This window comes from Streptomyces sp. NPDC059452, from assembly GCF_042750035.1.
In the GTDB taxonomy this organism is placed as follows: Bacteria; Actinomycetota; Actinomycetes; order Streptomycetales; family Streptomycetaceae; genus Streptomyces.
On record NZ_JBHYVE010000011.1, the window covers coordinates 130466 to 152514 of the forward strand.

Here is a 22049-nt window from a genome sequence, read left to right on the forward strand (position 1 = left end):
AATCTTGACTCGTCCACCCTTGAAGCAGAGGTGACGCTCGGTCACGTAGAAGGACCCCCCGCTCCTGGTACGGCTTCTGACCATTCCAGTGCTTTTGAGAGGGGGGCGCGCATCAACCGCTCCGCCACTCGAAGGAGTGAACATCACTCTTGAGTTGGCGAACAAGTCTCCCCAGGCCCGCCCCTGACCATGCATAGGACGCGGGGTGGAACTTCGGCGCGGCCTTTGGCAGGATGCCCGCCCGCACTCGGTTCGGAGCCTTTCCCTCCGGCCGATGGTGACGCGTTGACCTGCTGGTACAGGCCGGAAACGGTCCGGTGCAGGCCGGAAACGGCGCACTGCGGGCCCGGTGAAGGGCTCGTGCAGACTGGCGCCATGCGCATCGAACTCGCCACCGCCCCCGGCAGCCCCGAACGCCCCAATGAGGACTGGGTCTCCGCAGCCCTTCCGGCGTCCGGCCAGGGTGGCGTCCTGGTCCTGCTCGACGGCGTCACACCTCCTCCGGACGACCACGGCTGTGTGCACCCGGTGCCCTGGTTCACCGCGCGCCTGGGCGGGGCGCTGGTGGAACTGTCGGGTTCACGGCGGGATCTGACCCTGGCCGACGTCCTGTCCGCGTCCATCCGGCGCACCGCCGACGCCCACCGGGCCACCTGTGACCTTTCTCACGTACGTACGCCTCAGGCGACGGTGGTCCTGGCGCGTTGGGACGAACGCACGGTCGAGCACCTGGTGCTCTCCGACTCGGCGCTCCTGCTGGAGGGGACGGACGGTACGGTCCGGGCGGTTCTGGACGACCGTCTGGACCGGCTGCCGCCGGGCTCCCTGGCCTCGGCGGCGGACGTCGACACCCGGCTGCGGAACAAGGAGGGCGGCTTCTTCACGGCCGCCGCGGACCCCTCGGTGGCCGCACGCGCGGTGACCGGCAGCGTCCCGGCCGCCGGGCTCCGGTCGCTGGCCGCGCTGACGGACGGGGCGACCCGGTGGACGGAGGTGTTCCACGAGGGCGACTGGACGGCCGCGCTGGGACTGCTGCGCAAGGTGGGGCCCCAGGGGCTGATCGACCGGGTACGGGAGCTGGAGGAGGCCGACGCGGGTGCCGGGCGCGTACGGCTGCGGCGCGGCAAGACGCACGACGACGCGACGGCGGTCCTGGTGGAGCTGTAGCGGCGGGAGCCCTCGCGGGGGCGGTTCACTCCTCCGCGCGGGTGTTCAGCTGGTGCAGCAGGCGGGCCAGCTCCGCCACCTCGGCCCGGTCCCAGGCCGCGAGCTTGCGGACGTACCTCCCGCGCCGGGCGTCGCGGACGCTGCGGAAGCGGGCGAGGCCCTCCTCGGTCAGCCGGACGAGCCAGGCGCGGCCGTCCGCCGGGTCGGGTTCGCGGTCGACCAGCCCGAGGTCCTCCAGGGCCCGCAGCTGACGGCTCATGGTGGCCTTGCCGACGCCGAAGTAGGCGGCCAGCTCCGTGGCCCGCTGCCGACCCGCCGACTCCAGGCGGACGAGCAGGCCATAGGCGGCGGGCTCCAGTTCGGGGTGGACCTCCCGGGCCATCTCCCCCGAGCTGGCCCGCGCCCGGCGGAGGAAGACCGCCAGCTCGCGTTCCAGCGCCAGGAACTCGTGGTCCACACCAGCTCCGGCGGTCGCGCCCGGCTCACGCGGACTTTCGCTCCCGTGCACGTCAGCACCCCTCGTACGGTTTCCTGCCGATGAAAGTTTCTTCCACGGCCGGTCAACGCCGCAGCTCGGCCAGTATTTCGCAGGCGTAGACCAACGGCGGTGGCCAGGCCCTCTTCCGCGCCCCGGGTCTACGTGCGTAGCGTCGACCCCGGGAACGTATGACATGAACACGCCATTCACTCACCTGTCACCCGCAGCGCCCTCACGGCCACCCCGCGCCCACACCCACACCCACACCCGGAGGAACACCCCATGCCCCTGCACAGGCACAGATCCGCCCCCTCCCGCCGCGCACGCCTCACCGCCGCGGGGACCCTCTTAGCGGCCTTCACCCTCCTCCTCGCCCTGCCCGGCGCCGCCACCGCCGCCGACACCGGGACGGCCACCCCTCCCGCCCGCGGCACCGCCCGGATGGGCCAGGGCGTCATCGAGCACGACGGACAGGGCGGGCTGCCGCGCGACTCCCGCGTCGTCCAGACCGAGGGCGTGGACGTCAGCAGCCACCAGGGCAACGTGGCCTGGCAGACGCTGTGGAACAGCGGCGTGAAGTGGGCCTACGTGAAGGCCACCGAGGGGACGTACTACAAGAACCCGTACTTCGCGCAGCAGTACAACGGCTCGTACAACATCGGCATGATCCGCGGCGCGTACCACTTCGCCACCCCGAACACCACGAGCGGCGCCGCGCAGGCGAACTACTTCGTGGACAACGGCGGCGGCTGGTCCCGGGACGGGAAGACCCTGCCGGGCGTGCTCGACATCGAGTGGAACCCGTACGGCGCCCAGTGCTACGGGCTCAGCCAGGCCGGGATGGTCAACTGGATCCGGGACTTCACCACCACCTACCGGGCGCGCACCGGCCGGGACGCGGTCATCTACACCGCGACCAGCTGGTGGAAGGACTGCACCGGCAACAACGCGAGCTTCGGCACCACCAACCCGCTCTGGGTGGCCCGGTACAACACGACGGTCGGCGAGCTGCCGGCCGGCTGGCCCGTCCACACGATCTGGCAGTACACCTCGACGGGCCCGGTCGTCGGTGACCACAACCGGTTCAACGGCGCCCTCGACCGCGTACGCGCGCTGGCCAACGGCTGATCCGCCCGAGCAGCGGGCCCCGGCGACCGAACCGCAGGTCACCGGGGCTTTCCGGGTTCCCGTACCCCACTATACACTTGATGCATACGCACTATGTATAGTCCTCGGCGTGCCGCACACCTGTGCGGAGATTTCCGCGCAGAGGAGTGGTGTGCCGTGCCCAAGAAGACGACTTTGCTGGGTGGCGGGTTGGCCGCCGCCCTAGTGACGACACTCACACTGGCGCTCGGCAGCTGCTCCATGGACACGACGGCCCCGGGCTCGGCGCGGCAGGACGCGGCGTCCGACGCGAAGGGCTCCTTCGGGCGGGCGGACTGCCGCAAGGCGAAATGCATCGCCCTCACGTTCGACGCGGGGCCGGGCAAGGACACGCCGGAACTGCTGGACATGCTGAAGGAGAGGAAGGTCCACGCGACCTTCTTCCTGCTGGGCAAGAACCACGTCCTCAAGCACCCCGGGACCGTGCGGCGCATCCAGGACGAGGGCCACGAGGTGGCCAACCACACCTGGACGCACAAGATCCTCACCGAGGAGGAGCCGGGCGAGATACGGGCCGAGCTGGAGAAGACCCAGGTGGCGATCGAGAAGATCACCGGGGAGAGGCCTCGGCTGATGCGCCCGCCGCAGGGCCGCACCGACGACAAGGTCTCCGAGGTCAGCAAGGAGCTGGGGCTCTCGCAGGTGCTGTGGAGCGCCACCGCGAAGGACTACTCGACCAACGACTCCGCGCTGATCACGAAGCGGATCCTGGACCAGGCGAGCAAGGACGGCATCATCCTGCTCCACGACATCTACCCGGGCACCGTGCCCGCCGTGCCCGGCATCGTCGACGCGCTCCAGAAGGACGGCTACACCTTCGTGACCGTCTCGGAGCTGATGGCCCCGGCCGTGCCGGAGCCGGGCACGATCTACCGGCCCTGACCGGGTCCCGGGTCACCGGCCCTGACCGGGTCCCGGGTCACCCGACCTGACCCGGCCTCAGGCACCGGCACCTCAGGCACCCGACCGGACCGGACCCCGGGCACCGCCCCTCGGGCACCGCCCCCACCGCCCCTCGGGCCCCCCGCCCCCGGGTCATGCGGAACGGCCCGCCCCCGTTGACTCGGGGGCGGGCCGTCCGTACCGGCCGCGTACCTGATACCGCGCCCGTCACTGCGTGGTGGTCAGGCCGCGGCCGGGATCCTCTCCTCCGTCCTGGCCGAAGCCGGGGTGAGGGCGATCTCCAGCACCTGGCGGACGTCGGTGACCGGGTGGACGTCCAGCTTCTCCAGGACCTCGGCCGGGACGTCGTCCAGGTCGGCCTCGTTGCGCTGCGGGATCACCACGGTGGTGATGCCCGCGCGGTGGGCGGCGAGCAGCTTCTGCTTGACGCCGCCGATGGGCAGGACCCGGCCGGTCAGCGAGACCTCACCGGTCATCGCCACATCCGTACGGACGAGGCGTCCGGAGAGCAGCGAGGCCAGGGCGGTCGTGAGCGTGATACCGGCGCTCGGGCCGTCCTTGGGGACCGCGCCCGCCGGGAAGTGGATGTGCACACCCCGGTCCTTGAGGTCGGCGACCGGCAGCTCCAGCTCCGCTCCGTGCGAGCGCAGGAAGCTCAGCGCGATCTGGGCGGACTCCTTCATGACGTCCCCGAGCTGGCCGGTCAGGGTCAGTCCGGAGGCCCCGGTCTCCGGGTCGGCGAGCGACGCCTCGACGAAGAGGACGTCACCGCCCGCCCCGGTCACCGCGAGCCCGGTGGCCACGCCCGGCACGGCGGTACGGCGCTCGGCCGGGTCCTGGGCGGACTCGGGCACGTGGTGCGGGCGCCCGATCAGACCGCGCAGGTCCTCATCCGTCACCGTGAACGGCAGCTCGCGGTCGCCCAGTTCGTGCTGGGCCGCGACCTTGCGGAGCAGCCGGGCGATCGACCGCTCCAGATTCCGTACGCCCGCCTCGCGGGTGTACTCACCGGCCAGCTTGCGCAGCGCGGACTCCTCCAACCTGACCTCGTCCTTCTCCAGACCGGACCGCTCCAACTGGCGCGGGAGCAGGTGGTCCCGGGCGATGACGACCTTCTCGTCCTCGGTGTAGCCGTCCAGCCGGACCAGCTCCATGCGGTCGAGCAGGGGTTCGGGGATGGCTTCGAGCACGTTGGCGGTGGCCAGGAAGACCACGTCGCTGAGGTCGAGCTCGACCTCCAGGTAGTGGTCGCGGAAGGTGTGGTTCTGGGCCGGGTCGAGGACTTCGAGGAGGGCGGCGGCCGGGTCGCCCCGGAAGTCGGAGCCGACCTTGTCGATCTCGTCGAGCAGGACGACCGGGTTCATCGAACCGGCCTCCTTGACGGCCCGCACGATCCGTCCGGGGAGCGCACCCACGTACGTACGACGGTGGCCCCGGATCTCCGCCTCGTCCCGGACCCCGCCGAGCGCGACCCGGACGAACTTACGGCCCATGGCGTGCGCGACGGACTCCCCGAGCGAGGTCTTGCCGACCCCGGGCGGCCCGACGAGCGCGAGCACCGCACCTCCGCGCCGCCCACCGACAACGCCCAGCCCCCGGTCGGCACGCCGCTTGCGCACGGCCAGATACTCCGTGATGCGCTCCTTCACATCGGCGAGACCGGCGTGCTCGGCGTCCAGGACGGCCTGGGCGCCACGGATGTCGTAGGAGTCCTCGGTACGTTCGTTCCAGGGAAGCTCAAGAACGGTGTCCAGCCAGGTGCGGATCCACGAGCCCTCGGGGGACTGGTCACTCGCCCGCTCCAGCTTCTCGACCTCCTTGAGCGCGGCCGTACGGACGTGCTCGGGCAGATCGGCTGCCTCGACGCGGGCCCGGTAGTCGTCGGACTCGTCCCCCGGGTCGCCGTTGAGCTCGGAGAGCTCCTTGCGTACGGCGTCGAGCTGGCGGCGCAGCAGGAACTCGCGCTGCTGCTTGTCGACGCCCTCCTGGACGTCCTTGGCGATGGACTCGGCCACGTCCTGCTCGGCGAGGTGCTCGCTCAGCCACTGGGTGGCGAGCTTCAGCCGCGCGACGGGGTCCACGGTCTCCAGGAGCTGGACCTTCTGCGCGGTGGTGACGAAGGGCGAGTATCCGGAGTTGTCGGCGAGCGCGGAGATGTCGTCGATCTGCTGGACCCGGTCCACGACCTGCCAGGCGCCACGCTTCTTCAGCCAGCTGGTGGCGAGCGCCTTGTACTCCTTGACGAGCTCGGCGGCGGACCCGGGCAGCGGGTCGGGCACGACGACGTCGAGCACGGTCCCCTCGACCCAGAGCGCCCGCCCCGGCCCACTGGTCCCGGCCCCGATCCGCACCCGGTCACGAGCCCTGATGAGCGCACCGGGATCACCGTCGCTCAGGCGTCCGACCTGCTCGACGGTCCCGAGGACACCGGTCCCCGTGTACGTCCCGTCGATCCGCGGGACCAGCAGCACCTCGGGCTTGCCACCGCCGGGCCCGGCAGCGGCCTGCGCGGCCTCGACGGCGGCACGCACCTCGGTGTCGGACAGGTCGAGCGGCACCACCATGCCGGGCAGGACGACCTCGTCGTCGAGCGGCAGCACGGGCAGGTCGATCGGTGTGAACGCCTTGGACTCGGTAGTCATGATCTCCCCTTCGGCAGGCAAGTTGAGCTATGTGGACTCAATGCTTGTGAGCCGCCGAATGTTCCCCCGACGATGTTCGCTCTGAGCGATCAGCCGGTCGCGCCACCCGCCCGCCCCACCCCGCCGCCGGACCGCGACAGTGAGCGCATGAACGCAAAAGGCCTGGCCAAGGACGGAACCATCGCCCGCGAAGGGGCTCTGGACCGCGTTCCGGAAGCCTTCGCCCCGGCCGTGGCCGACGCCCGCTCGCGGATCGCCGCCGCTTTCACCGGGAAGCGCGCGCGGAGTACAGCCAGTGGGAGTACGGCCGGCGGGCGCCTGCACAGTGCGTACGTCTACGGGAGCATCCCGCGCGGGACCGCTATTCCCGGCCGCTCCGACCTCGACCTGCTGCTGGCCCTGCACGAGGAACCGACGGACACCGACCGCGCCCGGGCCGACCGGCTGGCGGCCGAGCTGGACGGTGCCCATCGGGCCATCGACACCGCGGGCATCCTGCTCGTCCGGGCGGGCACGGTGCTCAGCGACCTGGAGCGGCACGATCTCGGCTTCTTCGTCGCCTGCCTCTGCACCCCGCTGCTCGGGCCCGACCTCGCCGCGGCCCTCCCCCGCTACCGCCCCACGCCGCTGCTCGCCCGGGAGACCAACGGCGATCTGGCGCTCGCCCTGCCCCGCTGGCGGGCCCGGGCGGCGGGCGGCCTCACCGAGGCCGACCGGACCCGGCTCTGCCGACAGGTGGCCCGGCGGCTCGTGCGTACCGGGTTCACGCTGGTCATGCCCCGCTGGGGCGGCTGGACGAGCGACCTGGAGCGGGGCGCCGAGGTGTTCGGCCGGTACTACCCGGAGCGCGCCCACCCGATGCGCACCACTGCGGCCGCCGCCCTCGCCCCCTCCCCCGACCCGGCCCTGCTGCGCCTGTTCCTCGACGACCTGGGCCCCTGGCTGGCGGCCGAGTACACGGCGGTCCACGGGGAGAAGGCGCCCCGGCCGTGAACGGGCCTCCCGCCGCGTGAACCGGATACGGTCCGGCGGGCGATAGGGAGAGTGTGAGGCTGTTGCGCCCTGCGGGGGAGGACCGGGATGACCGGGAAGATGACGGTACGGAGAAGGACGACGCGGCGTTGCTGCGCGCGGTGGCGGGCGGGGACGCCCAGGCGCTGGGCGCGCTCTACGACCGGCACGCCGGGTGGCTGCACGCCCGGCTCAGTCGTCGGTGCGCGGACGCGGAGACCGTACGCGAAGTGCTCCAGGACACCTTCGTGACCGTGTGGCGTTCCGCCGCCTCGCACCGGGGCGCGCAGGCCGGCGGGTGGCTGTGGGTGATCGCCTCCCGCCGCCTCGTCGACGCGCTGCGGACCGGGGCGCGCGCGGAACGCCTCCCCGGGGCCGCCCCGGAGGCGCTCGCGCCCTCCGCCGAGGACCGGGTGCTGACAGGGCTGGAGTACGGGGACGTGGGCACCGCGCTGGCGGGGATCTCGCCGGAGCTGCGTGAGGTCCTGCGCGCCACGGTCGTGGACGGGCTCTCCACCCGGGAGGCCGCCGCGCTGCTCGGCATCCCCGAGGGCACGGTCAAGACCCGCGCGATGCGGGCCCGGCGCGAGCTGCGGGCCGCGCTGGAGCGGCTGACGCCGGACGGCGGAGCACCCGGCGGGGCACACGGCGGGGCACTGGGAGGTACGGCATGAGGCGCGGGAGTCCCGGCGGTCCGGACTGGCACGTGGGCGGGGAGCTGGCCGCGCGGTACGCCGACGGTACGGCCGCCGAGAGCGATGCCTGGTCCCTGGAGAAGCACGTCGAGGCGTGCGGCGGGTGCGCGGCCCTGGTCTCCTCGGCGGTCCGGGCGGGGGCGGAGACCGGCCCGGTGCTGGACGGCATCCGTGCGGCGGTGCTCGCGACGGCGGTGCCGGTGGTGTCCATGGAGGCGGAGGCCGTCGCAGAGATCGGTCCCAGGGTCACGGCAGGCGCGGGGACCACGGGGGTGCCCCCGCGCCTGTCCCGGGCCGCCCGGGTCCTCTGGGCCGCCGGGCCCGCCCTCCGAGGGGCCTGGCTGGTGGCGCTCGTCGTCGTGGCCCTCGGGGCCGTAGCGCTGTCGTACGGGGCCGGGCTCGGGGCCTCCGTGCGGCCGTTGCTGCTGGTGACCGCGCCCGTGCTGCCGCTCGCCGGGGTGGCCCTGTCCTACGGGCGGCACACCGATCCGCTGTACGAGGTCGTCGCCTCGACCCCGTCCGGCGGGCTGCGGCTGCTGCTCACCCGGACCGCCGCCGTCCTCGCGGTGAGCGTTCCAGCGCTGACCCTCGCCGGGGCGGTGCTGCCCCCGTCGGCGGGCGGGCCGGGGGCCGTCGCCTGGCTGCTGCCGGGGCTGGCGCTGACGCTCGCGGCGCTCGCGCTGGGCAGTTTCGTCGGCTGCCGCCGGGGGGCGGCAGCGGTCGGGACCGGCTGGCTGGCCCTCGTCGTCGCGCCCGCCGCCGGTGGTGCGCAGGCCGGGGCCGCGCTGATGTCCGAGGCCGCCCCCTACTTCGACGGGCCCGCCGTCCAGGGCTGCTGGGCGGCCGGGGCCCTGGCCTGCGCGCTGCTGCTCGCCGCCCGCCGCCGATCCTTCGACCATCTGGAGACACCGTGAGCGCCAAGGTCACCGGGCTGACCGTCCGGCACCGCAAGAAGACCGCCCTGGACGCCGTGGACCTGGACTTCTCCCCGGGCGTGCACGGCCTCCTCGGGCCCAACGGGGCGGGCAAGACCTCGCTGATCCGGGTCCTGGCCACGGTCTCGGCCCCGGACGGCGGGCGGGTGGAGCTGCTCGGCAACGAGGTCGGCCGCCCTTCCGACCACCGCGAGCGGGCCGCCGTACGCCGTCGGCTCGGCTATCTGCCGCAGGAGTTCGGCTACTACCCCGGCTTCACGGTCCGCGAGTTCGTCGGGTACGTGGCCTGGCTCAAGGAGATGGACGGGGACCGGGTCGCGGCGGCGGTGGAACGCGCCGTGGACCGGGTCGGGCTGGCCGACCGGATCGACGCCAAGGTCAAGACCCTGTCCGGCGGCATGGTGCGGCGGGTCGGCATCGCCCAGGCGATCGTCAACGAGCCCGCCCTCCTGCTGCTGGACGAGCCGACCGCCGGTCTCGACCCGGAGCAGCGCGTCGAGTTCCGGGCACTGCTGCGGGAACTGGGCGGCTCATCCACCGTGATCGTCTCCACGCATCTGGTCGAGGACGTCGCCGCCGCCTGCACCGAGGTGACCCTGATCGAGGCGGGCCGCATCGCCCACCGGGGCACGACCGCCGAGCTGATCGAACTGGGCGGCGCGGCGGAGGAGCTGGGCGGCAACCCGATCGAGCGCGGCTATACGGCTGCCCTGCGCGCACACCGTACGGCGGTGGGAGCGTGAACGGCACCCTGAGCCCGGCGGACTCCCACGCCGCCCGACGCCCACACCGTACGGCGGTGGAGGCATGACCGGCACCCTGAGCCCAGCAGCCCCCCAGACCGCCCGGCAGCGGGTCCGCCACCCCGCCCGCGCCGCGTTCCGGGCCGAGCTGAAACGGGGCATCGCCCCCTGGACCGCCCCGGCCGTCGCCCTCACCGTCGCCGTGCCGATGGTCAGCGAGGCCGCCCAGTGGCAGGGCGGCTGGGGCGATACACAGGAGGTGCTGCACTCGTGCGTCACGCTGCTCGGCGGGCCGCTGGCCGCGGCCGCCGGGTGCTGGCAGGGCGGCAGGGACCACCGGCGCAAGACCCGCGGGCTGTGGCTCTCGGTGCCCCGGGGGCGCTTGGCGCGGCTGGTTATGGCCGCCCTGCCGGTGGCGGTGTGGGCGGTGGTCGGTCAGCTGGTGGCCGTGGCGGCCGTGCTGGCGGCCACCTGGCCGTACACCGGGGCGGGCGGGCCCTCGGTGGGGATGATTGTCGTGGACGCCTGGTTCCTGGTGTGCGCCGTGTTCACCGGGTTCGTCGTGGGGTGCGTGTGGCGATGGCGGCTGGCCGCTCCGGTGCTGGCGGCGGCCACGTACCTCGCCCTCGGCATCCCCTCGTACTCCGACTCCGACGCCCGCTTCCTGAACCCGGCCGAGCAGTACTACCTGGACGGCCGGGTGCCTGTGGGGTGGTTCGTGCCCGTCATGGTCCTGTGGACGGGCGCTCCGGTGCTCGCCCTGGTGGTCGCGTACGCCGTACGGCGCCGGTTCCTCGCGCTCGTACCGCTGGTGGCCGCCGCCACGGTCGCTCCTCTGATCGTGAACAACGCCGACGGCCTGTTCCGGGATGACCCGGTGGCGCGGAAGCTGATCTGTACGGAGGCGGTGCCGCAGGTCTGTGTGAGCGGGCTGGACGGCCCGCTGCTGTCCCAGGTGTCCGACGCCCTGACCGGGCTGCACGCCCGGCTGGACGGGGTCCCGGGGGCTCCGCAGCGGTACGTCCACGCTCCCGAGAACCGGCGGCGGGCCCCGGCCGGTGCCTCCCTGCTGCCCAACCACATGCGCGGCTGGACCGTGGTGCGCGGCAGGCTCGCCGACCCGGCTTCGTACGCCTACGAGACGGCCGAGCGCATCGCCGACCGCGCCTGCCCCATGTCCGTGATGGTGGCCGAGGACTCCGCGACCCTGCGCATGTGGGGCACGGACGAGGCCGTCGCGCACTGGCTGGTTCCCTCGGGCGGCCCGGAGCTGATCCCCGAGCGGGGCGGCGCGTACCTGAAGCGGCTCACCGCCATGGGCGAGGCCGAGCGCCGGGCCTGGCTCGGCCGCTATCTGGCCACCCGCACCACGTGCGACCCGAAGGCGGTGCCGACGCTGTGACCGCCACCGTACGCACCCCGCAGGCCGTCCTCTATCTACGCTCACGCGCCCTTCCCGCGACCCTGGCCGCGCTGGCGGGCACCGCTCTGCTCGCCGCCTGGGCGGCCGACTGGCTCCAGGGCCGGACGGGTTTCGACCACACCGCCCGCGTCCCGGTCCTGGCGCTCGCCCCGCTGCTCGCCGCCGCCGCGATCGGCACCGGCCTCTTCTCGTACACCGAGGAGCTGGACCGCACGGCCGTACGCCCCTGGTGGCCGAGGCGGCTGGCGTACCTGCTGGTCCTCACCGCGCTCGCCGCCGGTGCCCTGGCCCTCGCGGTGCCGGGGCATCCGGAACAGTTCGGCGCCCCGGCGATGGTGCGCAACGTGGTGGGCGCGACCGGGGTGACGGCAGCGGCGGCGGCCGTCCTGGGCGCCCGGGTGAGCTGGCTGCCGATGACGGTCTACGGGGGCGCGGTCTACCTGGCGGCGCCCCGGACCCCGGGCGGGGCGGCGGCGTACTGGGCCTGGCCGATGCAGCCGGGGCCCCAGGCGGCGGCCTGGGCGATGGCGGGGACGGCGTACGTGGTGGGGGCGGCGCTCCTGGTCCTGCGCGGCCCCCGCCCGGAGCGCTGACCGTTGCGCGGGGCTTGGCCGCTGCTTCCCTTGATGCTTCCGTACGCCGTCGGGGCCTCGCCGCTGCTTCCGTTTCCGTACGCAGGCCGGGTGCCGCCGCTCTCCTAGAATCCGGCCCATGGAGCCCGACACCCAGACCTACACCTGGACCAACACCAGCACCATGACTGCCCCAGCCCTCGCCCCAGCCCCCGCCCCCGTCACCCTCGACCGCCGCGAAGGCCCCTTCGGCGAGGTCGTCCTGCGCGAGCGCGGGGAGCACTTCGAGATCATCGCCAACGGCTGCTTCCTGATGGACACCTCGGACGGGCGCTCCGAGCGGCTGCTGATCGACGCCGCGCTGGCCGCCCTGCCCGCCGCCCGGACCGGCCCCTCCGTGCTGATCGGCGGGCTCGGGGTGGGCTTCTCGCTGGTGCGGGCCGCCGAGGAGGAGCGCTGGGGGCGGATCGTGGTCGTGGAGCGGGAGCAGGCGATCGTCGACTGGCACCGGCAGGGGCCGCTGGACCGGATCTCCGGGGCGGCACTGGCCGATCCCCGGACCGAGGTCCTGCACACGGACCTGGTCGCCCACCTCCGTACCGCCACGGAGCGTTACGACGCGCTCTGCCTGGACATCGACAACGGGCCCGACTGGACCGTCACGGAGGACAACGGGAGCCTCTACTCCCCCACCGGACTCGCGCACTGCCACGACCGGCTGACCCCGGGCGGTGTGCTCGCCGTCTGGTCCGCGCAGCCCTCTACGGCCTTCGAACAGGCGTTGCGGAATGCCGGGTTCAGCAGGGTTGGGACCGAAGAAGTGGCCGTTGCCCGAGGTGTGCCGGACGTGGTCCATCTCGCATCGAAGAGTTGCTGAGGGGCGTCGGACCCCCTCCCGGTATGCCGGGCCCGGCGGTGGCACGGGTCACCCCGGTCCGGGCCCTGCGGTCCACCGCCCCGCCGGGCCCGGACGCGTACCGCCGGGACAACACCCTGCGTAGCCGAGAGCCCTCCGCTGCCTTTACGCTGCTGACCGGCACAGAAGGATCACCCAGGAAATCCACGAGCGAAGACCGTGCCTTGCGGGGGTTCGCCCCCCGCGAGAACGGGCAGGGGCGGGGCGATGGAACAGACACACACCACCCACAACGGCGTCGCGGCCACCCCGGGGGCTCAGCGCCGGGTGCTGGTGGTCGAGGACGACGCCACGATCGTCGACGCCATTGCCGCCCGGCTGCGGGCGGAGGGCTTCCTGGTGCAGACCGCACTGGACGGGCCCGCCGCCGTGGACGCGGCCGAGGCGTGGCAGCCCGATCTGATGGTGCTCGACATCATGCTCCCCGGCTTCGACGGCCTGGAGGTCTGCCGCCGGGTGCAGGCACAGCGCCCGGTGCCGGTGCTGATGCTCACCGCGCGGGACGACGAGACCGACATGCTGGTCGGGCTCGGGGTCGGCGCCGACGACTACATGACCAAGCCGTTCTCCATGCGGGAGCTGGCCGCCCGGGTCCACGTCCTGCTGCGCCGGGTGGAGCGGGCCGCACTGGCCGCCGTCACCCCCCGCAGCGGGATACTGCGCCTCGGTGAGCTGGAGATCGACCACGCACAGCGCCGGGTCCGGGTCCGCGCCGAGGACGTGCACCTCACGCCGACCGAGTTCGACCTGCTGGTCTGCCTGGCCAACACCCCGCGCGCGGTGCTCTCCCGGGAGCAGTTGCTGGCCGAGGTCTGGGACTGGGCGGACGCCTCCGGCACCCGTACGGTCGACAGCCACATCAAGGCGCTCCGCCGCAAGATCGGCGCCGAGCGCATCCGTACGGTGCACGGCGTCGGTTACGCCCTGGAGACCCCGGCCCCATGACCCGGCCAGGGTCGGGGATGCGGCCCTTCTCCATCAAGGCCAAGCTCGGCACCCTCGTCGTGGTCTCGGTGTTCATCACCACGGGGCTGCTGATCGTCGCGCTGCGGACCCGGACCGAGTTCCAGTTCATCACCGTGTTCTCGGTGATCGCGACGCTGCTGATCACCCAGTTCGTGGCGCACGGGCTGACCGCGCCGCTGGACGAGATGCGGGCGGTGGCCCGGTCGATCTCGCACGGCGACTACACGCGCCGGGTGAGCGGCGCCGGGCGGCGGGACGAGCTGGGCGACCTGGCCCAGACGATCAACCGCATGGCGGACGACCTGGAGGCGGAGGACCGGCACCGCAAGGAGCTGGTCGCCAATGTCAGCCATGAGCTGCGCACCCCCATCGCGGCGCTGCGGGCCGTGCTGGAGAACGTGGTGGACGGGGTCTCGGCCGCCGATCCCGAGACGATGCGTACGGCGCTGAAGCAGACGGAGCGGCTCGGCCGGCTGGTGGAGACGCTGCTGGACCTGTCCCGGCTGGACAACGGGGTGGTGGCGCTCAAGGCGCGCCGCTTCGAGGTGTGGCCGTACCTCTCGGGCGTACTGAAAGAGGCCAATCTCGCCGCCTCGCAGCGGCGCCTGTCGTCGGGGTCGGGCAATCACTCCCGTACGGATGTCCATCTGCATCTGGACGTCTCGCCGCCCGAGCTCACCGCACACGCGGACGCGGAACGGCTGCACCAGGTGGTGGCCAACCTCATCGACAACGCGGTCAAGCACAGCCCGCCGCACGGCCGGGTGACGGTGCTGGCCCGGCGCGGGCCATACCCCGGGTCGCTGGAGCTGGAGGTCATCGACGAGGGGCCCGGCATCCCGGAGGCGGAGCGCCACCGGGTCTTCGAGCGGTTCAACCGGGGCCAGGCCCCCTCACCGCACGGTCCGGGCAGCGACGGCGGTACGGGACTGGGGCTCGCGATCGCCCGCTGGGCGGTGGATCTGCACGGCGGCCGGATCGGTGTGGCCGAATCCGCTCGGGGCTGCCGTATCCAGGTCACGCTTCCGGGGATGCCCGAGCGACGCGGTTGACGGCGCGGTTGACATAGGGTTCGAACCGGAAGGGCACGTTGTCCGTGTCCTCCCCGAAGGGGATCTCAAGGAGATACGGTCGGATGACCGTATCCACGGTCCTGCGTACCCGAAGTGCAGTGGAACCTTGCTTGTTTCCCGCCATTTCCTGCGCCGAAACCCGCGTTGCGATGTGATGTGCACGACGAAGCACCGGCCCGGTCTGCAAGGAACGGTTTGGGGGGCGTAGCCTTGATTTCCGCTGTCCATCACCTTGTGAAGCGGAAGAGGGCGGTTGCCGCCGTGTCGTCTCAGTCCCCCAGTAACTCGAGCATCTCGACCGACCAAGCCAGCCCGGGCACCAACCCGGCCGCCGCGTTCGGCGCCAATGAGTGGCTCGTCGACGAGATCTACCAGCAGTACCTCCAGGATCCCAGTTCGGTCGATCGCGCCTGGTGGGACTTCTTCGCCGACTACAAGCCGGGTACCTCCGGCACGGCGGACAAGCCCGTTCCCGGCGCCGCAGCCTCGGGGGCTGCGGCGACCGAGGCCCCGGCCGCCGCACCGGCGCAGCCCGTGGCCCCGGTGAAGCCCGCCGCCGCCCCGGCGGCCCCGGCGCAGGCCAAGCCCGCCGAGACGAAGCCCGCGGAGGCCAAGGCCGCCCCGGCTCCGGCCCCCGCGAAGCCCGCGGCGGCCAAGCCCGCCGCCGCGCCCGCCAAGGCCGAGGCCAAGGCGTCCGAGGCCCCGGCCGGTCCCGAGTACGTGACGCTGCGCGGCCCCTCCGCCGCTGTCGCGAAGAACATGAACGCCTCGCTGGAGCTGCCGACGGCCACGTCCGTCCGCGCGGTCCCGGTCAAGCTGCTCTTCGACAACCGCATCGTCATCAACAACCACCTCAAGCGCGCCCGGGGCGGGAAGATCTCCTTCACGCACCTCATCGGGTACGCGATGGTGCAGGCCCTCAAGGCCATGCCGTCGATGAACTACTCCTTCGCGGTGAAGGACGGCAAGCCGACCCTGGTCAAGCCGGAGCACGTCAACCTCGGTCTCGCCATCGACCTGGTGAAGCCGAACGGCGACCGCCAGCTGGTCGTCGCGGCCATCAAGAAGGCCGAGACGCTCAACTTCTTCGAGTTCTGGCAGGCGTACGAGGACATCGTCCGGCGCGCCCGCATCGGCAAGCTCGGCATGGACGACTTCACCGGCGTCACCGCCTCGCTGACCAACCCCGGCGGGATCGGCACCGTCCACTCGGTGCCCCGCCTGATGCCCGGACAGGGCCTCATCATGGGCGTCGGCGCGATGGACTACCCGGCGGAGTTCCAGGGCACCTCCCAGGACACCCTGAACAAGCTCGGCATCTCGAAGGTCATGACGCTCACGTCGACCTACGACCACCGGGTCATCCAGGGCGCCGCCTCCGGCGAGTTCCTGCGGGTCCTGAGCCAGCTGCTGCTCGGCCAGAACGAGTTCTACGACGAGATCTTCAAGGCGCTCCGCATCCCGTACGAGCCGGTCCGCTGGCTCACGGACATCGACGCCTCGCACGACAACGACGTGACGAAGGCCGCGCGGGTCTTCGAGCTGATCCACTCCTACCGGGTCCGGGGCCACGTCATGGCCGACACCGACCCGCTGGAGTACCGCCAGCGCAAGCACCCCGACCTCGACATCACCGAGCACGGCCTCACCCTGTGGGACCTGGAGCGGGACTTCGCGGTCGGCGGGTTCGCGGGCAAGTCGATGATGAAGCTCCGCGACATCCTCGGCGTGCTGCGTGAGTCGTACTGCCGCACCACCGGCATCGAGTTCATGCACATCCAGGACCCGAAGCAGCGCAAGTGGCTCCAGGACCGGGTGGAGCGGCCCCGCGCCCAGCAGCCCGAGCGCGAGGAGCAGCTGCGCATCCTGCGCCGGCTGAACGCGGCCGAGGCGTTCGAGACCTTCCTCCAGACGAAGTACGTCGGTCAGAAGCGGTTCTCGCTGGAGGGCGGCGAGTCCGTCATCCCGCTGCTCGACGCGGTCATCGACTCCGCCGCCGAGGCCCGTCTCGACGAGGTCGTCATCGGCATGGCCCACCGCGGCCGTCTGAACGTCCTGGCCAACATCGTCGGCAAGTCGTACGCGCAGATCTTCCGCGAGTTCGAGGGCAACCTCGACCCGCGTTCGATGCACGGCTCCGGCGACGTCAAGTACCACCTGGGCGCCGAGGGCACCTTCACCGGTCTGGACGGCGAGCAGATCAAGGTCTCGCTGGCCGCCAACCCCTCGCACCTGGAGGCGGTCGACCCGGTCCTGGAGGGCATCGCCCGCGCCAAGCAGGACATCATCAACAAGGGCGGCACGGACTTCACCGTCCTGCCCGTCGCGCTCCACGGCGACGCGGCCTTCGCGGGCCAGGGCGTCGTCGCCGAGACGCTGAACATGTCGCAGCTGCGCGGCTACCGCACCGGCGGCACCGTGCACGTGGTGATCAACAACCAGGTCGGCTTCACCGCTGCACCGGAGTCCTCGCGCTCCTCGATGTACGCCACCGACGTGGCGCGCATGATCGAGGCGCCGATCATCCACGTCAACGGTGACGACCCGGAGGCCGTGGTCCGGGTCGCGCGGCTCGCCTTCGAGTTCCGGCAGGCGTTCAACAAGGACGTCGTGATCGACCTCATCTGCTACCGCCGCCGCGGTCACAACGAGGGCGACAACCCGGAGTTCACCAACCCGCAGATGTACACCCTGATCGACAAGAAGCGCTCGGTGCGCAAGCTCTACACCGAGTCCCTCATCGGTCGCGGCGACATCACGCTGGAAGAGGCGGAGCAGGCGCTCCAGGACTTCCAGGGTCAGCTGGAGAAGGTCTTCGCCGAGGTCCGCGAGGCCACCTCGCAGCCCGCCGCCCCGCATGTGCCGGAGCCGCAGGCCGCGTTCCCGGTCGCCGTCGACACGGCGGTCTCCGCGGAGATCGTCAAGCGGATCGCGGAGTCCCAGGTCAACATCCCCGAGTCGATCACCGTCCACCCCCGTCTGATGCCGCAGATGCAGCGTCGCGCGGCCTCGGTGGAGAACGGCACGATCGACTGGGGCATGGGCGAGACCCTGGCCATCGGTTCGCTGCTGATGGAGGGCACCCCGGTCCGGCTCGCCGGCCAGGACAGCCGCCGCGGCACCTTCGGCCAGCGCCACGCGGTGCTGGTGGACCAGGTCACCGGCGAGGACTACACCCCGCTGCTGTACCTCACCGAGGACCAGGCCCGTTACAACGTCTACGACTCGCTGCTCAGCGAGTACGCGGCGATGGGCTTCGAGTACGGCTACTCGCTGGCCCGTCCGGAGTCGCTGGTCATCTGGGAGGCCCAGTTCGGTGACTTCGTCAACGGCGCGCAGACCGTCGTGGACGAGTTCATCTCCTCGGCCGAGCAGAAGTGGGGCCAGACCTCCGGCGTCACGCTGCTGCTGCCGCACGGCTACGAGGGCCAGGGCCCGGACCACTCGTCCGCCCGCCCGGAGCGCTTCCTCCAGATGTGCGCGCAGGACAACATGACGGTCGCGATGCCGACCCTGCCCTCGAACTACTTCCACCTGCTGCGCTGGCAGGTGCACAACCCGCACCACAAGCCGCTCATCGTCTTCACCCCGAAGTCGATGCTGCGTCTGAAGGCGGCGGCGTCGAAGATCGAGGAGTTCACCAGCGGCGGCTTCCGTCCGGTGATCGGCGACGACAGCGTCAAGGCGGAGGACGTCCGCAAGGTCGTCTTCGTCTCGGGCAAGCTCTTCTACGACCTGGACGCCGAGCGGGAGAAGCGCGGCGACACGGAGACCGCGATCATCCGGCTGGAGCGGCTGTACCCGCTGCCGGGTGCGGAGATCCAGGCCGAGATCGCCAAGTACCCGAACGCCGAGAAGTACCTCTGGGCCCAGGAGGAGCCGGCCAACCAGGGTGCGTGGCCGTTCATCGCGCTCAACCTGATCGACCACCTGGACCTGGCCGTCGGCGCGGACGTGCCGCACGGCGAGCGCCTGCGCCGCATCTCGCGGCCGCACGGCTCGTCCCCGGCGGTCGGCTCGGCCAAGCGCCACCAGGCGGAGCAGACGCAGCTGGTCAACGAGGTCTTCGAGGCCTGAGGACCGCGTAGCTGAACACCCCGGGGACCCGGTTCCGCGCTCGTCGCGGGGCCGGGTCCCCGGGCGTATCCGGCGTCTGTACGCTCGCTATCCTTTTCGCATGTACTTCACGGACCGTGGCATCGAGGAACTGGAGAAGCGGCGCGGCGAGGAGGAGGTCACCTTCGAGTGGCTCGCCGAGCAGCTGCGTACGTTCGTCGATCTCAACCCCGACTTCGAGGTGCCGGTCGAGCGCCTCGCCACCTGGCTGGCCCGGCTGGACGACGAGGACGACGAGGACGCGTAAGCCCTGGTCCCAGCTGTCCCGGGCCGGTCAGCGTGTCTCGGCAGCCGCCCTGGCCCGGTGGTACGCGAGTCCCAGCGCGCCCTGTGCCAGGAGTACGGCCCCGGCGGCCGCCCAGCCCCCGCTGCGGCGCCGGGCACCCCACAGCAGGAGCGGCAGCCCGGCCGCGAGCTGGACAGCGGCGATGGCGCGGGCCCGGGGGCCGCGCACCCAGGGGCCGAGGCTGCTGCTCTCCACGGCGTCGAGTTCGGCCCGTACGGCATCGCGCCACCCCGCCCACTCGATGCGCTCCGCCCCGCGCTGCACCCCGGCGACACTGCGCAGCCGGTCGGCGCTCTCGCCCGGTCCCAGCCCGGCCGGCAGCATGAGTCCCGTACGGGTCAGGACCGCGAGCAGTCCGCGCAGCCGGGCCTCGGCGTCGGCGTCCGGGTCGGGCCGGGTCAACTCCTCCAGGGCCTGGAGGTCCAGTACGGGGTCGAGCCCGAGCCGGGCCGCGAAGGTGCGCATCGCCTCGTCCTCGCCCGCCGGGGTGCCGTCGGCCAGCCAGATGTAGCCGACGGGGCGGCGGAAGCCCGCGGCGAGGGTGTACCCGGCCCGGTCCGCGTCCCACCACAGGGCCAGCACCGGCCAGGTGGAGCCGACGGCCAGGGCACCGGCCCAGCCGCCGATGACCCGGTCGACGGGCTCGGGTTCGCCGCCGCCGGAGGCACCGGTCCCCCGCCAGGGCTTCCCCTCCGGTACCAGGACGCTCCACTCCTCGCCCGCCCGCGTCAGCAGCATCTGCTCGCGCAGCAGGTGGGCGAGCGGCCGTACGGTCTCGGGGTCGGCGCGGCACAGCAGGAGCGCCCCCGTGGATGTCGCGTTCATGTGCCACACGCTAGGGCAATTTGCCCCACTCCGATGCTCTTTGACCACCCGGAGGGTCCACGGATGGCGCTTGACTTCCCCCATCCGCGATATATCGTGTTCAGCACGAGACGCGATATGTTGCGTCGCCACGCTCTGTTCTGCTCTCCGGGAGGTCACATCCATGGCTGTGTCGAAGCGGACGGTCGCCGAGCCGCAGAAGCTCGCCTTCGCCGACCCGGTGACCGCGCTCCAGGTACGCATCGTGGGCGGCACGGTCAATGTGGTCGGGACCGAGGAGCCGGGCGCCCGGCTGGAGGTCTCCGCCATCGAGGGGCCGCCACTGATCGTCACCCACGAGGACGGCCGGCTGACCGTGGCGTACGAGGACCTCCCCTGGCAGGACCTGCTCCGCTGGCTCGACCCCAAGGGACGCCGCCGCTCCGCGGTGGTCTCGCTCACCGTGCCCGCCGCCGCCTCGGTGGAGGTCGGCGTGGTGGGGGCCGGGGCCGTGGTCTCCGGGATCGGCGGACGCACCGAGGTACGGGGCATCAGCGGGGACATCACCCTCGTCGGGCTGACCGGGGCGGTCCGCGGCGAGTCCGTCTCGGGCAGCCTGGAGGCCCAGAGCGTCACCGGCGACCTGCGCTTCCACTCCGTGGCCGGTGATCTGACGGTCGTCGACGGGGCGGGCGCCTCGGTCCGGGCCGAGTCGGTCAGCGGGGACATGGTGCTGGACGTCGACCCGTCCGGCAGGCCCACCGACATCCGGCTGACGACGGTCTCCGGCGAGATCGCGATCCGGCTGCCGCACCCGGCGGACGCCCGGGTCGAGGCGAACACCGCGAGCGGGGCCGTCTCCAACGCCTTCGAGGACCTGCGGGTCGGCGGGCAGTGGGGCGCGAAGAAGATCACCGGCACGCTCGGCGCCGGGACGGGGACCCTGAAGGCGACGACCGTCTCCGGTTCGATCGCCCTGCTGCGCAGGCCCCCTGCCGAGGACGATGTGTACGGTGCCGAGCCGACCGGAAAGGTTCTCTGACATGGCCCCCGTTTTCGCCCACGGCCGTCTGCGCCTGTATCTGCTCAAGCTCCTGGACGAGGCACCGCGCCACGGCTACGAGGTGATCCGGCTGCTTGAGGAGCGCTTCCAGGGCCTGTACGCGCCCTCGGCGGGCACCGTCTACCCCCGGCTGGCCAAGCTGGAGGCCGAGGGCCTGGTCACCCATGCCACCGAGGGCGGCCGCAAGGTCTACTCGATCACCGAGGCCGGGCGCGCCGAGCTGGCGGGCCGCAGCGGTGAACTGGCCGATCTGGAGCTGGAGATCCGCGACTCCCTCTCCGAGCTGGCCGCCGAGATCCGCGACGACGTACGGGGCGCCGCGGGTCGGCTCCGCAGCGACATGCGGGCGGCCGCCTCCGAAACGAGGACCGGCACGGGCGGTACCGGCGCGGGCGCGGGCGCGGGCGCCAAGGCCGAACCGTCCTCCTCCCCCTTCGGGGACTTCGGCGACTTCAGCGACTTCGGCAAGCTGGGCGACTTCGGCGACAGCGAGGCGTGGCGCACGGCCAAGGAGGAGCTGCGCCGGGCCAAGCAGGAGTGGAAGGAGCAGGCCCGCCGGGCGAAGGACGAGTCCCGGCGCGCCCGCGAGGAGGCCCAGCAGGCCCGCCGTCAGGCCAAGGAGGCCCAGGACAGGGCGCGCGAGCAGATGCAGAACGCGGCCCGGCAAGTGCAGGAGCACTTCGCCCGGGGCGACTGGCCCTCCGGCGTACGGGACGGCCTCGCCGAGATCACCGGACAGCTCGGCGGCTTCGCCCGTACGGGTGTCTGGCCCCCGTTCGGCAAGCCCGGCCCGGCCGACGAGCCCGCTCCCCCCTGGGGCCAGGACGTCCCGGTCACCGACGACCCGGCGCGCGACCTGGACCGCCTCCTGGACCGCTTCCGCGACACCGTCCGGGACGCGGCCCGCGACCACGGGGTGACCGACGCCCAACTGGCCGAGGCCCGTGGCCACCTGGGCGCGGCGGCGGCACGGATCGAGGCGCTGCTGACACCGGAGGACGAGGGGCGGGACGGGAAGAACTGAAACGGTACGGGCGGTTGACCCCACCCAATATGAGGGCACCGCCGTGGGCGACCTACACGAGGCCC

At 72.4% G+C, this 22049-nt stretch carries 19 protein-coding genes; 16 read left to right on the forward strand and 3 right to left on the reverse strand.

Going from position 1 to position 22049, the window contains the following annotated elements:
- Nucleotides 1-375 precede the first annotated feature (375 nt).
- A complete protein-coding gene (locus ACFW9Z_RS17035) occupies nucleotides 376-1167 on the forward strand; it encodes a hypothetical protein (RefSeq protein WP_384640852.1) in 792 nt (263 codons plus the stop codon).
- A 25-nt stretch (nucleotides 1168-1192) separates the two neighbouring features.
- Here the strand turns inward: ACFW9Z_RS17035 and ACFW9Z_RS17040 are convergent, their stop codons facing one another.
- Nucleotides 1193-1675: a MarR family winged helix-turn-helix transcriptional regulator gene (locus ACFW9Z_RS17040; protein WP_384640855.1), complete on the reverse strand. Its 483-nt coding sequence runs from the start codon at nucleotides 1673-1675 to the stop codon at nucleotides 1193-1195.
- Nucleotides 1676-1927: 252 nt separating this feature from the next.
- On the opposite strand from ACFW9Z_RS17040, the gene ACFW9Z_RS17045 reads away from it, so the two are divergent.
- Together ACFW9Z_RS17045 and ACFW9Z_RS17050 are read left to right on the forward strand one after the other, a co-directional pair.
- Nucleotides 1928-2773: a lysozyme gene (locus tag ACFW9Z_RS17045; protein ID WP_384640857.1), complete on the forward strand. Its 846-nt coding sequence runs from the start codon at nucleotides 1928-1930 to the stop codon at nucleotides 2771-2773.
- 156 nt (nucleotides 2774-2929) lie between these two features.
- Nucleotides 2930-3694 (forward strand): polysaccharide deacetylase family protein, encoded by a 765-nt coding sequence (locus tag ACFW9Z_RS17050; protein WP_384640860.1) that lies wholly within the window; start codon nucleotides 2930-2932, stop codon nucleotides 3692-3694.
- Between the two features lie 242 nt (nucleotides 3695-3936).
- Here the strand turns inward: ACFW9Z_RS17050 and lon are convergent, their stop codons facing one another.
- Nucleotides 3937-6357, reverse strand: coding sequence for an endopeptidase La (gene lon, locus ACFW9Z_RS17055; protein WP_384640863.1), 2421 nt, complete (start codon nucleotides 6355-6357; stop codon nucleotides 3937-3939).
- Between the two features lie 147 nt (nucleotides 6358-6504).
- Between lon and ACFW9Z_RS17060 the strand changes: the two genes are divergently transcribed.
- The 11 genes from ACFW9Z_RS17060 to ACFW9Z_RS17110 all read left to right on the forward strand — a co-directional run bounded on the left by ACFW9Z_RS17060 (nucleotide 6505) and on the right by ACFW9Z_RS17110 (nucleotide 19054).
- Nucleotides 6505-7350 (forward strand): nucleotidyltransferase, encoded by an 846-nt coding sequence (locus ACFW9Z_RS17060; protein ID WP_384640866.1) that lies wholly within the window; start codon nucleotides 6505-6507, stop codon nucleotides 7348-7350.
- A gap of 53 nt (nucleotides 7351-7403) precedes the next feature.
- The gene (locus ACFW9Z_RS17065; protein WP_384640869.1) at nucleotides 7404-8042 is read left to right on the forward strand and encodes an RNA polymerase sigma factor; all 639 of its coding nucleotides are present in this window, start codon (nucleotides 7404-7406) and stop codon (nucleotides 8040-8042) included.
- Complete coding sequence (locus tag ACFW9Z_RS17070) at nucleotides 8039-8977, forward strand: zf-HC2 domain-containing protein (RefSeq protein ID WP_384640872.1); 939 nt, start codon at nucleotides 8039-8041, stop codon at nucleotides 8975-8977. Before ACFW9Z_RS17065 ends, ACFW9Z_RS17070 begins: the two co-directional genes overlap by 4 nt.
- Nucleotides 8974-9741, forward strand: coding sequence for an ABC transporter ATP-binding protein (locus ACFW9Z_RS17075; protein WP_384640875.1), 768 nt, complete (start codon nucleotides 8974-8976; stop codon nucleotides 9739-9741). The genes ACFW9Z_RS17070 and ACFW9Z_RS17075 overlap by 4 nt, the downstream gene beginning before the upstream one ends.
- 64 nt (nucleotides 9742-9805) lie before the next feature.
- Nucleotides 9806-11143 carry a hypothetical protein gene (locus ACFW9Z_RS17080; protein WP_384640877.1) on the forward strand — a complete coding sequence of 446 codons (1338 nt, stop codon included), beginning with the start codon at nucleotides 9806-9808 and terminating at the stop codon, nucleotides 11141-11143.
- Nucleotides 11140-11757 carry a hypothetical protein gene (locus tag ACFW9Z_RS17085; protein ID WP_384640880.1) on the forward strand — a complete coding sequence of 206 codons (618 nt, stop codon included), beginning with the start codon at nucleotides 11140-11142 and terminating at the stop codon, nucleotides 11755-11757. The genes ACFW9Z_RS17080 and ACFW9Z_RS17085 overlap by 4 nt, the downstream gene beginning before the upstream one ends.
- Nucleotides 11758-11920: 163 nt before the next feature.
- Nucleotides 11921-12613: a spermidine synthase gene (locus ACFW9Z_RS17090; RefSeq protein ID WP_384641125.1), complete on the forward strand. Its 693-nt coding sequence runs from the start codon at nucleotides 11921-11923 to the stop codon at nucleotides 12611-12613.
- A 246-nt stretch (nucleotides 12614-12859) separates the two neighbouring features.
- Complete coding sequence (locus ACFW9Z_RS17095) at nucleotides 12860-13597, forward strand: response regulator transcription factor (RefSeq protein WP_015611314.1); 738 nt, start codon at nucleotides 12860-12862, stop codon at nucleotides 13595-13597.
- The gene (locus ACFW9Z_RS17100) at nucleotides 13594-14670 is read left to right on the forward strand and encodes an ATP-binding protein (protein ID WP_384640883.1); all 1077 of its coding nucleotides are present in this window, start codon (nucleotides 13594-13596) and stop codon (nucleotides 14668-14670) included. The genes ACFW9Z_RS17095 and ACFW9Z_RS17100 overlap by 4 nt, the downstream gene beginning before the upstream one ends.
- Before the next feature lie 282 nt (nucleotides 14671-14952).
- Entirely contained in the window at nucleotides 14953-18768 is a 3816-nt protein-coding gene (locus tag ACFW9Z_RS17105) for a multifunctional oxoglutarate decarboxylase/oxoglutarate dehydrogenase thiamine pyrophosphate-binding subunit/dihydrolipoyllysine-residue succinyltransferase subunit (RefSeq protein WP_384640886.1), read from the forward strand.
- A gap of 100 nt (nucleotides 18769-18868) precedes the next feature.
- Nucleotides 18869-19054 (forward strand): DUF6104 family protein, encoded by a 186-nt coding sequence (locus ACFW9Z_RS17110; protein ID WP_003966321.1) that lies wholly within the window; start codon nucleotides 18869-18871, stop codon nucleotides 19052-19054.
- A gap of 27 nt (nucleotides 19055-19081) precedes the next feature.
- On the opposite strand, the gene ACFW9Z_RS17115 is transcribed toward ACFW9Z_RS17110, so the two are convergent.
- Entirely contained in the window at nucleotides 19082-19918 is an 837-nt protein-coding gene (locus tag ACFW9Z_RS17115) for a hypothetical protein (protein ID WP_384640888.1), read from the reverse strand.
- A gap of 163 nt (nucleotides 19919-20081) precedes the next feature.
- Between ACFW9Z_RS17115 and ACFW9Z_RS17120 the strand changes: the two genes are divergently transcribed.
- Together ACFW9Z_RS17120 and ACFW9Z_RS17125 are read left to right on the forward strand one after the other, a co-directional pair.
- Complete coding sequence (locus ACFW9Z_RS17120) at nucleotides 20082-20939, forward strand: DUF4097 domain-containing protein (RefSeq protein ID WP_384640891.1); 858 nt, start codon at nucleotides 20082-20084, stop codon at nucleotides 20937-20939.
- Nucleotide 20940: 1 nt separating this feature from the next.
- Nucleotides 20941-21984: a helix-turn-helix transcriptional regulator gene (locus ACFW9Z_RS17125; protein ID WP_384640894.1), complete on the forward strand. Its 1044-nt coding sequence runs from the start codon at nucleotides 20941-20943 to the stop codon at nucleotides 21982-21984.
- Nucleotides 21985-22049: the final 65 nt, after the last annotated feature.

Bases quoted from the DNA above. Each gene is read 5' to 3' on its own strand.
- ACFW9Z_RS17060 (WP_384640866.1), top strand. From the start codon at position 6,505: ATGAACGCAAAAGGCCTGGCCAAGGACGGAACCATCGCCCGCGAAGGG.
- ACFW9Z_RS17035 (WP_384640852.1), top strand. From the start codon at position 376: ATGCGCATCGAACTCGCCACCGCCCCCGGCAGCCCCGAACGCCCCAAT.
- ACFW9Z_RS17045 (WP_384640857.1), top strand. From the start codon at position 1,928: ATGCCCCTGCACAGGCACAGATCCGCCCCCTCCCGCCGCGCACGCCTC.
- ACFW9Z_RS17100 (WP_384640883.1), top strand. From the start codon at position 13,594: ATGACCCGGCCAGGGTCGGGGATGCGGCCCTTCTCCATCAAGGCCAAG.
- ACFW9Z_RS17115 (WP_384640888.1), bottom strand. From the start codon at position 19,918: ATGAACGCGACATCCACGGGGGCGCTCCTGCTGTGCCGCGCCGACCCC.
- ACFW9Z_RS17095 (WP_015611314.1), top strand. From the start codon at position 12,860: ATGGAACAGACACACACCACCCACAACGGCGTCGCGGCCACCCCGGGG.
- ACFW9Z_RS17110 (WP_003966321.1), top strand. From the start codon at position 18,869: ATGTACTTCACGGACCGTGGCATCGAGGAACTGGAGAAGCGGCGCGGC.
- ACFW9Z_RS17070 (WP_384640872.1), top strand. From the start codon at position 8,039: ATGAGGCGCGGGAGTCCCGGCGGTCCGGACTGGCACGTGGGCGGGGAG.
- lon (WP_384640863.1), bottom strand. From the start codon at position 6,357: ATGACTACCGAGTCCAAGGCGTTCACACCGATCGACCTGCCCGTGCTG.
- ACFW9Z_RS17080 (WP_384640877.1), top strand. From the start codon at position 9,806: ATGACCGGCACCCTGAGCCCAGCAGCCCCCCAGACCGCCCGGCAGCGG.
- ACFW9Z_RS17125 (WP_384640894.1), top strand. From the start codon at position 20,941: ATGGCCCCCGTTTTCGCCCACGGCCGTCTGCGCCTGTATCTGCTCAAG.
- ACFW9Z_RS17120 (WP_384640891.1), top strand. From the start codon at position 20,082: ATGGCTGTGTCGAAGCGGACGGTCGCCGAGCCGCAGAAGCTCGCCTTC.
- ACFW9Z_RS17090 (WP_384641125.1), top strand. From the start codon at position 11,921: ATGACTGCCCCAGCCCTCGCCCCAGCCCCCGCCCCCGTCACCCTCGAC.